Source organism: Staphylococcus sp. MI 10-1553 (genome assembly GCF_010365305.1).
Classification (GTDB): domain Bacteria; phylum Bacillota; class Bacilli; order Staphylococcales; family Staphylococcaceae; genus Staphylococcus.
Map to the genome: position 1 here is coordinate 2,364,063 of NZ_CP048279.1, position 15,112 is coordinate 2,379,174.

General features: G+C 39.0%; 12 protein-coding genes. 1 reads left to right on the forward strand and 11 read right to left on the reverse strand.

Annotated features, from left to right (window positions below; genetic code table 11):
- Window positions 1-168 precede the first annotated feature (168 nt).
- The 4 genes from GZH82_RS11155 to GZH82_RS11170 form a co-directional block, all read right to left on the reverse strand.
- On the reverse strand, window positions 169-1,686 hold the full coding sequence (locus tag GZH82_RS11155; RefSeq protein ID WP_162682538.1) for an ABC transporter permease/substrate-binding protein: 1,518 nt from the start codon (window positions 1,684-1,686) through the stop codon (window positions 169-171).
- Window positions 1,683-2,642 (reverse strand): ABC transporter ATP-binding protein, encoded by a 960-nt coding sequence (locus GZH82_RS11160; RefSeq protein WP_162682539.1) that lies wholly within the window; start codon window positions 2,640-2,642, stop codon window positions 1,683-1,685. Before GZH82_RS11160 ends, GZH82_RS11155 begins: the two co-directional genes overlap by 4 nt.
- Window positions 2,643-3,414: 772 nt before the next feature.
- Window positions 3,415-5,196, reverse strand: coding sequence for a DNA helicase RecQ (recQ, locus tag GZH82_RS11165; protein WP_162682540.1), 1,782 nt, complete (start codon window positions 5,194-5,196; stop codon window positions 3,415-3,417).
- A gap of 9 nt (window positions 5,197-5,205) precedes the next feature.
- On the reverse strand, window positions 5,206-7,083 hold the full coding sequence (locus GZH82_RS11170) for an ABC-F family ATP-binding cassette domain-containing protein (RefSeq protein WP_162682541.1): 1,878 nt from the start codon (window positions 7,081-7,083) through the stop codon (window positions 5,206-5,208).
- 111 nt (window positions 7,084-7,194) lie between these two features.
- On the opposite strand from GZH82_RS11170, the gene GZH82_RS11175 reads away from it, so the two are divergent.
- Window positions 7,195-8,010, forward strand: coding sequence for a ZIP family metal transporter (locus GZH82_RS11175; protein WP_162682542.1), 816 nt, complete (start codon window positions 7,195-7,197; stop codon window positions 8,008-8,010).
- Between the two features lie 525 nt (window positions 8,011-8,535).
- On the opposite strand, the gene ltaS is transcribed toward GZH82_RS11175, so the two are convergent.
- From ltaS to GZH82_RS11210, 7 genes are all read right to left on the reverse strand, one after another.
- Window positions 8,536-10,473: a polyglycerol-phosphate lipoteichoic acid synthase LtaS gene (gene ltaS, locus GZH82_RS11180; RefSeq protein ID WP_162682543.1), complete on the reverse strand. Its 1,938-nt coding sequence runs from the start codon at window positions 10,471-10,473 to the stop codon at window positions 8,536-8,538.
- A gap of 340 nt (window positions 10,474-10,813) precedes the next feature.
- Window positions 10,814-11,818 (reverse strand): 5-oxoprolinase subunit C family protein, encoded by a 1,005-nt coding sequence (locus GZH82_RS11185; protein WP_162682544.1) that lies wholly within the window; start codon window positions 11,816-11,818, stop codon window positions 10,814-10,816.
- The gene (locus GZH82_RS11190; protein ID WP_162683055.1) at window positions 11,815-12,498 is read right to left on the reverse strand and encodes a 5-oxoprolinase subunit B family protein; all 684 of its coding nucleotides are present in this window, start codon (window positions 12,496-12,498) and stop codon (window positions 11,815-11,817) included. The genes GZH82_RS11185 and GZH82_RS11190 overlap by 4 nt, the downstream gene beginning before the upstream one ends.
- 4 nt (window positions 12,499-12,502) lie before the next feature.
- Window positions 12,503-12,718 carry a hypothetical protein gene (locus GZH82_RS11195; protein WP_162682545.1) on the reverse strand — a complete coding sequence of 72 codons (216 nt, stop codon included), beginning with the start codon at window positions 12,716-12,718 and terminating at the stop codon, window positions 12,503-12,505.
- 8 nt (window positions 12,719-12,726) lie between these two features.
- Window positions 12,727-13,341 carry an aminotransferase class IV gene (locus GZH82_RS11200; RefSeq protein ID WP_162682546.1) on the reverse strand — a complete coding sequence of 205 codons (615 nt, stop codon included), beginning with the start codon at window positions 13,339-13,341 and terminating at the stop codon, window positions 12,727-12,729.
- A complete protein-coding gene (locus GZH82_RS11205; protein ID WP_162682547.1) occupies window positions 13,338-14,486 on the reverse strand; it encodes a chorismate-binding protein in 1,149 nt (382 codons plus the stop codon). The genes GZH82_RS11200 and GZH82_RS11205 overlap by 4 nt, the downstream gene beginning before the upstream one ends.
- The gene (locus GZH82_RS11210) at window positions 14,470-15,063 is read right to left on the reverse strand and encodes an anthranilate synthase component II (RefSeq protein WP_162682548.1); all 594 of its coding nucleotides are present in this window, start codon (window positions 15,061-15,063) and stop codon (window positions 14,470-14,472) included. Before GZH82_RS11210 ends, GZH82_RS11205 begins: the two co-directional genes overlap by 17 nt.
- Window positions 15,064-15,112 lie beyond the last annotated feature (49 nt).

The following is a 15,112-nucleotide window of genomic DNA, read 5'->3' on the forward strand; positions in this document are numbered from 1 at the left end:
TGTATCATAATGACAACAGGATGACGCTATAAATATAGAAAGACTGGACCATGATGCCCCTTCAAAAATTTTGAAAGATAACAACAATCCAGTCGTTCCTATACTATTTCTAATGAAGTCAACAAATTAGCAGTAAATCTATCAACAAATGAGAGTCAAGCAACATCTCTATTTGTCAATCAAACCTTGTTTCTCAAGATATTCTTTCGCGACTTCATACGGATCTTCATCTTTTTCAGCAACACGATAATTCATTTCTTGCATTTCTTCATCAGAGATTTTACCTTCTAATTGATTTAATGCTTTCTCAACACCTGGGTGCGCTTCAATAAATGATTTTTTAAACAGTGGTGCACCTTGATACGGTGGGAATACTTTACGGTCATCATCAAGCACGACCATATCATATTGTTTTAATTCTGCATCTGTCGAATATGCATCAATTAAATTAATATCGCCACTTTCAACGGCTTGATAACGCAATTTAGGCTCCATCTTTTTCACATTTTGGAAGTTTAAATCATATGCTTTTTGAATCGCAGGATAACCATCTTCACGGTCATTAAATTCAAGTGTGAAACCTGGTTTAATCTCGCTTTCAACTTTTTTCAAGTCGCTAATCGTTTTAATATTGTGTTCTTCCGCAAAGTCACGCTTCACTGCTAATGCATAAGTATTGTTGTATTGCATTGGCTTCAACAACGTCATATCAAATTTGTTTTCCAAGCTTGTATTCGCTTGTTCATATACTTCTTTTTCGTCTTTAGATTTCGGTGATTCTTTCGTCAACTCACCTAATACCGTACCTGTAAATTCCAAGTAACCATCAATATCGTCTGATTTTAATGCATTAAATAAAAATGTTGTTTTACCCATGCCGTCTTTCACTGACACAGTGTAATCTGTTTCGTCTTCAATTAAAATCTTGTACATATTTGTGATGATTGAAGGCTCTGTCCCTAACTTCCCTGCAATCGTAATACGTTCATTTTGACTAGAGAAGAGCGGTGCAACAGTAACCATCAACATGAGTAGTAAAATGATACCCAGTGTCGTTAACATTTTACGGTAAGAAATATGGCTTAAAATTCTTAAAATCACGTCGAATAAAATGGCTAATACTGCCGCTGGAATCGCACCAATTAAAATTAATGACGTATTGTTACGGTCGATACCTAATAAAATTAAGTCACCTAAACCACCTGCACCGATTAATGCTGCTAATGTAGCCGTACCGATAATGAGAACCATGGCTGTACGAATCCCTGCCATCATAACGGGCATCGCTAACGGTAATTCAACTTTAGTTAAACGACGCAACGGCTTCATACCAATCCCTTTAGCTGCTTCTACTAACGAACTGTCTACACCTGTGATTCCCGTATATGTATTACGTAAAATCGGCAATAGTGCATAAACAACGAGAGCGATGACAGCCGGTACCGTGCCAATACCAAATAGTGGAATCATGAGACCGAGCAACGCAAGTGATGGTATAGTTTGTAAGACCGCTGCAATGTTAATCACAACTTCAGATATTTTTTTCGTCTTCGTTAATAGTATGCCTAGTGGTACACCAATTAACACCGCAATCAGCAATGCAATGAACGACAGCTGAATATGTTCAAGTAAGGCAGCAAGTAATTCACCTTTTCGGCTATTCAATGTCTCTAAAAATGTGTTCATGGTGTCTCACCTGCCTGATTTTTTGATAAAAAGCTAAAGATGTCTTGGCGTGATAAAGACCACTGCTCACCTTCAACTGGTACAATGACCGCTTCATGCTGTACCAGTTCATCATAAACATCACTCACTGTTTGATCTGCATGGACGACAGGATATTGACTCAATTGTACCTCTGTCGCTTTTTCACCTGCAAGTTCTACAACTTTACCGAGTGAGAAATGATTCAGTACAACGCTCGTCAAGTCACCTAAAAATTGGCAAACGAAATCATTTTTGGGTGATTTAATAAAGTCATTCGGTGTGCCAATTTGTTCCACATGACCATGATTCAATAAACAAATACGGTCTCCCAATTTGAACGCTTCTTCGATATCATGTGTCACAAATACAATCGTTTTCTTAATTTGATTTTGCAATTTTAATAAGTCATCTTGCAATTTTTCTCGTGTAATCGGGTCTAATGCGCTAAACGGTTCGTCCATTAAAATGACTGGAGGATCGACTGCAAGTGCACGAACTACACCGACACGTTGACGTTGACCTCCTGATAATTCTTCAGGTTTTCGGTTTCTAAACTGTTCTGGATCGAGCTCAACCATCGATAAAAGTTCATCGACATGTGCATCAATCTTTTCTTTTGACCAACCTTTCATCAGCGGCACTTGTGCGATATTATCACGGATGGTCATATGCGGAAATAAAGCAATTTGTTGTAACACGTAACCCATATCCCAACGCATTTCGTATACCGAATAATCACTAATCGGGCGGTCTTTAAAATAGATATAACCTTCAGATAATGGTATTAAGCGATTGATCATTTTCATCGTTGTCGTTTTACCTGAGCCAGACGGACCAATCAAGACGAAAAATTCACCTTCATTAATTTCCATATCCACTTGATTGACGACAACTCGGTCATTATAACGCTTAGAAACATTGCTAAATTTTATCATACAATCCCTCTATCTTTTCGTTTTCATTTCGTTTATTTCGATACATTTTCAATTACCCTAAACAAATAGGCAATATACTCATTAAAGCACAATTTATTGCAAAAATAACTTGATTTGCACTTGAAAATTTTAAAACGGAGATGGGACACAAAAATTTTTGATGCTATTGATGTAGCATTTTTGTTTAACTTGAACTCTCCCTACGATTTGTGTTTTTGATTGCCCTCATGGCTGCCCTTTTCTAGGGGCTGACTCTCCAACTCAATTCGGCTTGATTGAAGCATACATGAGATGGAAGCCGAATTGGATTTTAGGCGCAATACAGAAATCTCATCTGCAACAAAGATTTCGTAGTACTGCCCCCGCAAGGCTGACTAGACTTCTCAAAAGCATCCGTATTGAGAAATCAGACAGCTACTGCAATAAACAGTAATCACTATCAAAGTGACTAGATGTGATGTGGATTTTCACTTTCCCCTCAGGAGTGTCAGCCTTCTGGGCAATCTTACATCCAATTTAGTGAAACTGAGGGCAAGTTGATAAAATCAAGAAAACAATAGCATCGATTTTTTGTATCCCATTCACTCTCATTTTCGGACTGCTTTAAAATCATTAATGAATCATAAATCTATGAATGAATGGATTGAGGCTGGGAAAACTCTTAATGCCCCAGCCCCCATGTCAACCTCTATTTGTAACTCTATCCTAATCAATAAACAATCGTTCATTTGCAAAAAAGGAGCTAGGACTTCCCCCAGCTCCATCTGATGTTTTACGAACTATGCATTTTATATTCTTGAATGGCTTCTAAAAATTCAGGACAATAGTGCTTCAGTTTATAACTGCCCACACCATCAATCTGAATCATTTCTTGCTTTGTGACAGGCTTTCTTTTCGCAAAAGCTTCTAACGTATAGTCTGTGAAAATATTCGTCGGTGGCATGTTTAAACGTTCGCTCATTTCACGTCTGACTTCGACAAGCTTCTCAAACAACTTGCGGTCGACCCCTTCTACAGTATTAATATGCACTGTTTCTTTCGACTTACGTTTGAACGGCGTCGTATACACTTGCATATCTTCACTCAACAACTTTTCTACTGATGCATCACACATGAGTATTTCGTCATGTTCGTTGAGGAAGCCTTTAAAGCGTAGTTCATCGATTAAATGATGCAACTCGCCAGTCGTATAATCTTTCATCAAGCCATACGTCGAGAGATTTTCATAGCCTTGATGACGAATGTAGTCCGAAACCTCGCCACGCAAAACTTGAATGACAGTTTGATAGCCTTCTTGTTGACGTAGTCGCGCGACACCGCTAATAATCATTTTTGCTTCTTTCGTCATATTGTACGTTTTATTTTTATCGATACAGTTACTACATTGCTCACATTCTTCAAGTTTTTCATTTGGCTCAAAATAATGCACTAATGTCGCTTCAAGGCATTTCGTCGTCTTTGTATATTGAATCATTTTCGTCAATTTTTCACCCATGCGTTCCTTGTAATCATCGTCCGCTTTCGAGGCGCCGATAAAATACTGATGTAAACCAATATCTCGATCACTGTACAATAAAATGCAATCACTATCTAATCCATCTCGACCTGCACGTCCTGCTTCTTGGTAATACGATTCCAAATCACCCGGCATATTGTAATGAATGACATAGCGGACATTTGATTTATCAATCCCCATACCGAATGCGTTGGTCGCGACGACTACGCGAGTACGGTCATATAAAAAGTCATTCTGGGCTTCATCTCTTTGTTTTGCTGTCATTCCTGCATGATAGTATGATACAGGGACATCTGCGTCTTCTAACGCTTCGTACAAGGCTTCTACTTGTTTACGTGTCGAACAATAAACAATCCCCGCCTTCTGACTATGTTTTTGAATGTAATCCAATACAAATTTTTGACGTTGATACGTCCCATTCACTTGAAACTTCAAATTACGACGGCGAATACTTGTTTTGACTAGATGTTGACGCGAAATCATCAACCGTTCCATAATATCTTGTTGCACTTCTGTCGTCGCTGTTGCTGTCAATGCAACAATTGAAAACTGTTGTGGCATGGTCAATACTCTTTGAATCACCGCTTGATAACTCGGTCGAAAATCGTGTCCCCATTTTGATATACAGTGTGCTTCGTCAAATGCGACGAGTGAAATATCGACACGTCGCAGCAGCATTTCAAAATAAGTTTGTTCAAAACGTTCCGGTGCGATGTATAAAAATTTCAACTCACCATTGACCAATTGCGTTTCTATCTCTTTTTGCGCTTGCGTACTTAAACTACTATTCAAATAAGCCGCAGATATTCCCATTGCGGTCAATTGGTCCACTTGGTTTTTCATTAACGAAATTAAAGGACTAATGACAATGGTCGTTCCTTTAAACATCAATCCTGGCACTTGGTAACATAATGATTTACCCCCACCTGTTGGTAAAACCCCTAACGTATGATGATGATTCAATACGCGTTCAATAATCTCTTTTTGACCAGGACGAAAAGATTTGTATCCAAAATAATGCGACAATGTTTGCTCCATGCTATCCCTCTATTGTTCTAATATTTCTTCTAGTTCACTCCACCGCGTCATGTCGGTATCATATTGAGCTTCGAGCGTTTCTTTTTCTTCATTTAATGCTTTGATTTTGGCATAATCTGCGTTCGCTTCGATCATTTCGGCGTCAATTTCAGTTAAACGTGACTCTTTTTCCTCGATGCGCACTAATAACATGTCATATTCTCGTTTTTCGTTGTATGATAATCCTTTTTTCTTTTTCGGTTGTACTGTCGGGTGCTGCTTCACGGATTCTACTTTAGTTGTTGCTTGTTCAAGTTGCTTTTGATATGCTAAATAATCTTCAAACTGCCCTAAAATCATGTCAATTTGACCGTCATGAATATACCAATAACAATCCACGACTTTATCTAAAAAGTAACGGTCATGGCTCACAGTAATGACGGTACCACCAAATGTTTGAATATAGTCTTCCAAAATCGTTAACGTTTCTGTATCCAAATCATTTGTCGGTTCGTCTAACAACAACACATTCGGCTGATGCACTAACAACTTCAATAAATACAAACGCTTTTGTTCGCCACCTGAGAGTTTATACACTTTCTTCCCATGCGTCACACTCGGGAATAAAAAGCGTTCCAACAATTGCGTGATTGAAACGGTCGTCCCATCTTTTTGACGTGCCAACTCACTTTCTTCACGCAAGAAATCAATGACACGAACATCACGATTCAATCGTTCATCCGTTTGTTTAAAGTAAGCCACTTTTACCGTTTGACCTACTTTTAATACACCTTCAAACTGCTGGTCTTCACCTGCTAAAATGTTCAGCATCGTCGTTTTACCGACACCGTTTGGACCCACAATACCGATTTGAACGCCTTTTTGAATCAATGTGGATACATTTTCAAATAATGTACGACCATCAATGCGTTTCGCCACATTTTCAAGTTCAAAGACTTGTTTGCCTAATCGCGAATAAGCAAGATTCAATGACCCCTTCTCTTGCACTTGATGTGATTGTACTTGTTCCTTCAAATCATGAAAACGATCTTGCCTTGCTTGTTGCTTGGTTGTTCGCGCTTTAACACCGGCACGCATCCACGCTAACTCTTGTTTAAAAAGTGCACGTTGCTTCGTTTGTTGACGCGCCTCGATTTCTTCACGCTCTGCTCGCATAGCAATATAAGCTTCATAGTTACCCGGATATGTATCTAACTTGCCATTCCGCAATTCTACAATGCGCGTCGCCACTTCATTTAAAAAGTAACGGTCATGCGTCACAAAGACGACTGTTTTCGGGTAAGACTTTACAAATTGAATCAACCAATGAATCGATTCGAAATCTAAATGGTTCGTCGGTTCGTCTAATAATAATAAATCTGGTTTTTCAATCAAAGTACGCGCTAAAACCACACGCTTTTGTTGGCCACCTGAGAGTTCATTCATTCGGCGTGTCGTATCATGGATGCCGAGTTTCGATAAAATCGTTTTAATTTCAGCACTATAATCCCAAGCACTGTAAGCATCCATATCGGCTTGTGCAGCCATCATTGCATCAAACGTTTTGTCAGTCTGTTGTTCTGCGTATTGTGCAGTGGCTTCTTCATAACGTTTAATGACTTGTAACTCTTTAGAATCCGCACTATAAACCGCTTCATAAACCGTTAACGTTGGATCTAAGTTATGGTTTTGTGCCGCATAACGAATTTGATATTGTTTAGGATGCGATTGAACGGCATCAAAATCTTCATCCATACCTGCTATGACTTTGAGCAATGAACTTTTCCCCGTTCCATTAATGCCGACTAATCCGATTCGCTCTTGATTGGAAATGGATAACTGTAAATCATCAAAAATGACTTTATCCGCATAAGATTTGTTGAGGTGTTCAATTTTATACGCTTCCACAACACATACACCCTTTTTCTTATAGATTTACTCGCATTTATCTGTTAACCTTAAATCAGTTCTATATATTATACACTTTTTTGGGAACAAATGATACAAGGAGCTATTTCAATGTTGGATTATATTTCAAACATGCCCCCATTTTTACAAGCATTATTTGCAGGTATCATCACGTGGTTATTAACCGCATTAGGGGCTGCAACCGTATTTGTATTTAAAAGTGTCAACGAAAAAGTGTTGAATTCGATGCAAGGCTTTGCAGCTGGTATTATGATCGCTGCGAGCTTTTGGTCATTACTCCAACCGGCCATTGAAAGCAGTTCGGACAGTGCTGTACCGTGGCTCCCTGCCGCAATTGGCTTTTTACTCGGTGGGGTTTTCATCCGTTCTTTAGACTATGTCATTCCACATATGCATCGAAACGCAACAGATGAATCACAACATCAAGAAGGTGTTGAGACGAGTCTAAATAAAAACACACTTTTATTACTTGCGATTACATTGCATAACATTCCTGAAGGGCTCGCAATCGGGGTTGCCTTTGGTGGTATTGCGACAGGAAATGAACACGCCACTTTGTTAGGGGCGCTCGGACTTGCGATTGGTATTGGGATTCAAAACATTCCTGAAGGAGCTGCATTATCATTACCGATACATGCTTCAGGACAGTCCAAATGGAAAGCCTTCAACTATGGACAAGCTTCAGCACTTGTAGAACCTGTTTTTGCTACAGTGGGTGCAGCTGCTGTGTTGATCGTTACACCGATACTGCCTTACGCACTTGCTTTTGCTGCAGGAGCAATGATTTTCGTAGTCGTTGAAGAATTAATTCCCGATTCACAAGCCGGTAAAAACACCGATCTTGCGACACTGAGCTTGATGGTTGGCTTTACCATTATGATGATACTTGATGTTGCTTTAGGGTAGAAAAAAACCGTTCAATGTGATTAAACACTGAGCGGTTTTTTGTTAGTGTATCAATATAAAATTTCACCATGTATAGGATATACCTTTTCATAATACTTGCAACTTTTGGTTTTCTCACTTAATTCTCTCTTCAACTGATAAATCAAAGGCTTAAATGCGATTTCTGATATTTAAAAGGAACTACTATTTATCGCAGTAGCTGTCTGACTTCTCAATACGTAGGCTTTTGAGAAGTCTAGTCAGCCTTGCGGGAGGGCAGTACTACGAAAGCTTTTTGACACATGAGATTTCTGTACTGCTCCCAAAATCCAATTCGGCTCCCACCTAGTGTACCTTTCAATCAAGCCGAATTGAGTTGAGGCAAGTCCCCTAGAACGCGACCCATGATTGCAATTGTGAAATTCAAAATAATTACCAATAAGGGCATCTTTACTAAATTATCGTATTTAATCGAATCAAAAATTTTATACCCCGTCATAAAAAAAGGGAAATGCACTGATATGTACACTTCCCTGTCACAACATTTTATTTTTGATTTGCCTTTGGACCTGTCGGATATTTATAATCTGCCGGGTTCAATTTATCGAAATCAGGATTATCATAGAAGCGGAATAAGTCACCGTTCAAGACTTTATCACTCATTTCTAAATCGTGTTGTACCTGCTTCTTATTCTTATCAAGATCTGCTGGCGGTGTTTCTAACGGTTGATTATTTTTATTACTATAAGCTTTACCGTTTACATATTTATAATCTCTCGTCACGAAATCACCGTTACGGAATGGCACAAGTTCTTTATGATCTTTGGATAACATATCTGTACCAAACATGAGATAGTTTTTCGTATCAATACCTAACAAGTGAAGTAAAGTTGGCATTACGTCAACTTGACCTGCGTATGTGTCATCCACTTTAGGTTCAACACCTGGTGCTTTCAACCAGAAACCAGTCGCGTTCAAGTCGTTAAACTTCGCTGGTGTAATCTCTTCGCCTAACAGTTGTGACATCGCTTTGTTATGATTTTCTGAAATACCATAATGGTCACCGTAAATCATAATGACTGAATCATCGTATAGACCACGTTTTTTCAAGTCATTAATGAACTGTTCTAACGACTCATCTAAGTAACGCGCTGTTTGAATGTAACCATCGACCGTCGAGTTACCTGTATCACCTTTTGCAATCGTTGCGTCTTCATCACTTAATGTAAACGGATAATGGTTTGTCAACGTAATTAAATGTGAATAGAACGGTTGTTTTTCTTTAGATAAGTAATCCGCTGCCCCTTTGAAAAACTCCTTATCTTTTAATCCAAGGTTTTCTAAGTTTTCTGGAGACATGTCAAAATATGTTGCATCGTAAAACTTATCGATACCAAAATGACGATACACTTGGTCACGGTTCCAGAATGTTTTATAATCACCATGCATGACATTCGTTGTATAGCCTTGTTGTTGATGCATAATAGCTGGTAATGATTGATATGTGTTGTCACCTTTTAATGAAAAGGCCGAACCTTGAGGTAAACCATACATACTGTTGTCCATTGTGAACTCAGCGTCTGACGTTTTACCTTGACCAGTTTGGTGATAGAAATTCGGGTAATATCTAAAGTCCTCATTACCTGACGACAATTTGTTTAAAAATGGCGTCACTTCTTCACCATGAATTTTTTTATTAATTAGGAATGTCTGGAAACTTTCTAAATGGATTTTAATCACATTTTTACCTTTAGCTTTTCCATAGTATTCCATATTCGGTGTTGCTTGTTTTTGTTTTGTATAATTCAATACTTCTGTTAAATCATCTTCAGAAGCGAGTGCCTTTTGTTGATTGTTTTGTACTGTTTTGACACCATCATATACTGTAAAGTTGTATGGTCCTAGGTATTTCACAAGATATTTATGGTCAAATGTACGTGTTAATAATTCAGGTCGGTCTGTTTCCGCAAACGCTAAGTTTAAGAAGAATAACGCGATTGCTGTAGCCATTACTACGGGTACAAACTTTTTCTGAAATACATTGCGGCTCAACCATTTACGTTTGAACACAAGTACAAATAAGTACACAATAAGATCAAGGAAGTAAACAAAGTCGTACCATTGGAATGATGCACTCACTGCACCGCCCATGGAGTCTACATTGCTCACTTGGTTCAATGTACTAAATGTAATGAAATCTGAGAAAAAGCGGAAATACACGACATTGGCATATAATAAAAAGGTGAGCAAAAACCCGCCAACAAACATGAACCAAAATGCTTTACGTCCTTTAAAGAATAAGAACACACTTAAAACAAGTGCAACTAAGCTGTATGGGTTCATTAATAAAATTAAATTTTGTGTTAAACCTTTCACGCCAAGTGATAAGTCCACATAATAAGCAAAATACGTTTTTAACGCGATTGTTAAAACCATCAGTAGGAAAAACGTAAAAATGCCTATTTTCTTTTTTCCTTTTTCCATAATTGTTCCCCCGTATTTAATTCTGATCCTCAAAGTTGATTCATTTATTGTTTACACTAATATTGTAAAAGTTCTACTTTGCTTTTGTGTTATTTGTAATCACTTTGTAATATTCAACGGTAATTTCAATATATCAATATATAGGAGTTAACATAAAATTTCAAGTCAAAACTGTTTGCATTGATAATATTCATTGCAACTTCATATTGACTTTATAAGTGCTTCATCTTGTCTTCATCAAGCGTTGTGCAAAGCAAGTCGAATGTATTTTATTATACTGTAATGCGCTTATATTGTACTCGGACTCAAGTAGTATTTCTTTGTTTCCTATCGAATGTGCTTACTTCAACATTTCTTTTTGCATTCTAAATTCGATACCTTGGAACAGTTGCTTAAGCCATTTGTGATATTTCACTAAGTTTTGTTCTGCTTGCAACACATCAATAAATTGAAACTTAATTTTCGAACCTTGACGTTTTTGTGCGATTTTAGACAAATGATATGACGCAATCGTACCAATTTGTGGATAACTGCCTAATGTATAATGATCATTTAACAAAATGACAGGCGCGCCTTCTTTTTTCACTTGAATCGTACCGCGTTTCACAGACTGGTGCGGGGGCATGTCGTCATAATACGCTTTAATCGGCGTTCCTTCTAATACGACACCCATACGATTCGCTTTACTAGTCACTTGATACTCGCCATTTGTGAATTGACGGAGTACTTCCGCTTCAAAATCTTCTGTCCCTTTATTCGGAATGACATGCACGACGTCTGATAAATAGTTGAAAGACAAGGCATAACCATCAACGCCCCAATCTACCGTCTTACGCTGTGCCAAGTTTTTAAACAACTGATGATGACGCGCATTATAATCACGTTTTAGTTCAATCGTATCACCCGCTTGTAAACGACGTCCTTTAAATCCACCCATACCTGCAATCGTATCTGTCGACGTTGAACCGAGCCATTGATCGAGTTCAAAACCACCCGCAACCGCTAAATATAAGCGCGAACCACGGCGTAGATGATCGACGGCTAACACGTCTCCTTTGTTCATTAAATACAATTTATTCATTTGTAAACGCATGTCATCTGTATGTGCGACACCTTGTGCACCAGATAATGCGATTAAAGTCGGTTCTGTAAAGCGAATGCGGGCCATTTGATTGCTCATTTCGAGTGTCGCTTCATTGCGGTCATTGCCTACTAAGCGGTTAGCAATTTCGTGAGCCAACACATCTAAAGCGCCACTGCGAATGACACCCATATGTTCATAGCCTTCACGTCCAAAATCTTGAAAACTTGAAAATAACCCGCTGTCTTCTATGATGATTGTCATGCGTCGTTCCCTCCTGCTTGTACTTCAAAAAACTTCACGTGATCCCCTAATGAAATTAAAGCGAAATCTTCTTTTTTAGGGTTGAATAGTGGTAATGACGTATGACCGATAACGAGCCAGTCGCTATACGTTTCGGTCGTTGTAATGCCACATTTATTGTTTTCTAAAATGACTGACCCTGCTGGAATCAATCGCGGTTCGGTTGCGGTATGATTCACAATGATTTGCGAGTCTACACCTGATAAATAAGGAAAGCCGGGGGAGTAGCCCATCATCGACACAAAATAGTCTGCACCTGTATGTATATCAATAAATGTTTGGCGATCCATATTCAACTCTTTTAAAATCATGTCTAAATGCAGTCCGTTCGTGCCACCATATACAATCGGGACTTTCACACAATGAATTTCCTTGTCTAAGGTCATATCATCTATATTAATATTTTCAATGACTGCTTTCATATGTAAAAATGGCGAATCAATATTCAAATGTTTCATCATCATTCGTGCATCATAAGAAATTAACATATCCGTCTCAGTTGGTACAATTTCCGTAATAAATGGATAGTTTTGTTTTATTAAGCAATGACGTATAAGTAGTAACTTTTCAGTAGCGGCAGGTGTCACGTCTCCTTGTAAAGAGACAACAATCGCCTGATCTCCTTGATTATAAACTTTCATTTTTTCACCTCTGTTTTTCATCATAGAATAAACTTAAAATTTCACGCGTATGTTGTGCGAGTTCACCGACAAAGCCATAGATGAGCACGCATTGAATGATGAGGACGCCCACCATCCATAAGTAGACCCATAAGCGATATTGCCGTGCAACAAGCCGTTGTGACACAAGTTGACCAATCCACATCACAATCAGAAAACCTAAAATATAGAGCCCAATCATACAATCACCTACTTTTTGGATTCAAGCGTAATGGGCACCCACTCACGCAAACTATTAATCATCCACAGTTGTCCTCCGTGTTGCAATGCTTCCTTAATCATCACTGTCGTCAAATACTTTTCCTTAATCCGCTGTTCAGCTAACAAATCACGGCGCATACACCCTTGTAAAAAATCCTTGTCGTAAATCGGTGTATAATGTGTACCGTCTACTGTAAGCACGACATTCCCAATATCAAATTCAAGCACTTTATCCGTAGTCTCATCGTAAAACAAAGCGAGTTGCGTCGTATGCGAATGCGCGACATGCTCACGTTCAGACGTTTTGTATATCCGTTGCCATTCAGGAATATCGCTTTTCATAGGAACAAATTGTGCAGTCATCGTCATCGTATTTTGGAGTGTACTCACTTCTGTGCGCACTTCCCCTGATGGTTCAAGAATGACTTTCACCCGATATCGTCCCCGTGCATACGTTTCACATAACTGTTGGATTGTTTGTTGCCATTTTGAATTGTCAAATGGTAACCCAAGCGCAACACTTGCACGCTGTAGTCGTTCTGCATGATAAGCCAGTCGCGGTATTTCACCATTGTCCAATCGCATCGTTTCAAATAAATTCATCGCAATCCCTCTAATATTTTTGTTTTCGCATGAAATTCTGCATATTCTTGCTCCGGATCAGAATCTATCGTAATCCCTGCACCGACACCATAATACAATGTACTGTTGATTTGTTCGATCGTCCGGATTGGCACATTAAAAATTGCGCGCCCATTCGGATGGAGTAGACCAATCGCCCCACAATAAATGTGACGAGGCGTCGTTTCAAGACGATGAATAATACGTATTGTATTCACTTTTGGCGCACCCGTAATAGAACCACACGGAAAAAGTGCACGCAATAACGTTTGATACGTTGTCGTGTCTGCAATCTGACCAGTCACCATCGTCGTCATTTGAAAAACAGTTTGATAACGTTCAATCGCAAAAGGATGATACACTTTGACACTCCCTCGTTTCGCCACACGTGCAATATCGTTACGTAATAAATCGACAATCATGACGTTTTCAGCACGATCTTTCTCAGACTGTCGCAAGATTTTTGCGTAACGTTCATCTTCTGCAACTGTCGCACCTCGCGGCATCGTCCCTTTCATCGGTTTGCTCACGACTGTACGACCATTGTCACCAAAGTCCCCTACTTGGAAAAAGAGCTCCGGCGAAATAGAAGCGACCTTCACTTCTGCTGTATCGATTAACACCGTGTAGTCGCCATTCGTTTGTTGCGTCAGCTGTTCATACAACCCAGAAATCGCCATTTGATCAAAACTTTTGAGCCGCGTCGTATAATTCACTTGATACGTCCACCCTGCCGTAATTTCGTCATGTATCGTACGGATATGCTTTGTAATCGTATTTTTATCATCCATAAATTGAAAGGATCCAACTTGACTACGTTGCGAGCGCACAGCTGAAGTTGCTTGTATCGCATCAACAGGCTCTTCAAACACATAATACGCTGCATAAATGCCATTTTCCGGTGTATACGTTTGAAAATCTTCATGAAAATACGGTGCCGCTTCGTATGGTAAATAAAGCGCGACGTAATACCCTTGCTGTTGATATTGTGCCGTCGCATCAATGATTTGACCCACTTCCTTCAATTCTCGTGCAACGCCTTTATGAAGTGGTTCTTCAAAATGATATTGATACGTCGTGGTCGTATTTGGATCGTTATAATATTTATAATTAAACTTCACAACCATGGCTGACCCCCGCTTTTTTCAAAAAGTTTCGTATTTGTTCGTGACCGTATTCAGACAAAATAGATTCGGGATGATATTGAACCCCGTCTATCGGTCTTGACATGTGACGCACCGCCATCACTATCCCTTGTTCATTTTGTGCTGACACAACGAGCGGTTTCACAATCGTCGTCGGGTCTGCCATTAACGAATGATAGCGCATCACCTTAAACTGCTCAGGTAACCCTTGAAATAACAGTGATTGGTCGTGACTGATGCACGTCGTATGCCCATGGACAGGTCGTGGCGCATGTATAATTTTGCCGCCATAATACGTCACTAATAATTGAAAACCTAAACAAACCCCTAAAATCGGTGTCGTATGTTCAAATGCTTTTACAACTTCAAATAGGATAGGATAATCTTCCGGCGCACCAGGTCCAGGAGAAATAATGAGTGCTGTCGGTTGCATCTCTTTTAGTGTCGCAATAGAAACGGCTTCGACATCGATTACTGTGACAAGTTGTTGACTCTCATATTCTACATAATCAACAATATTATACGTAAAAGAATCTTTATTATCTATCATCACTATCATAGTTTTTGCCTCGTTCTTTCTTTAATACTTCTATTATCACAAATGTCGA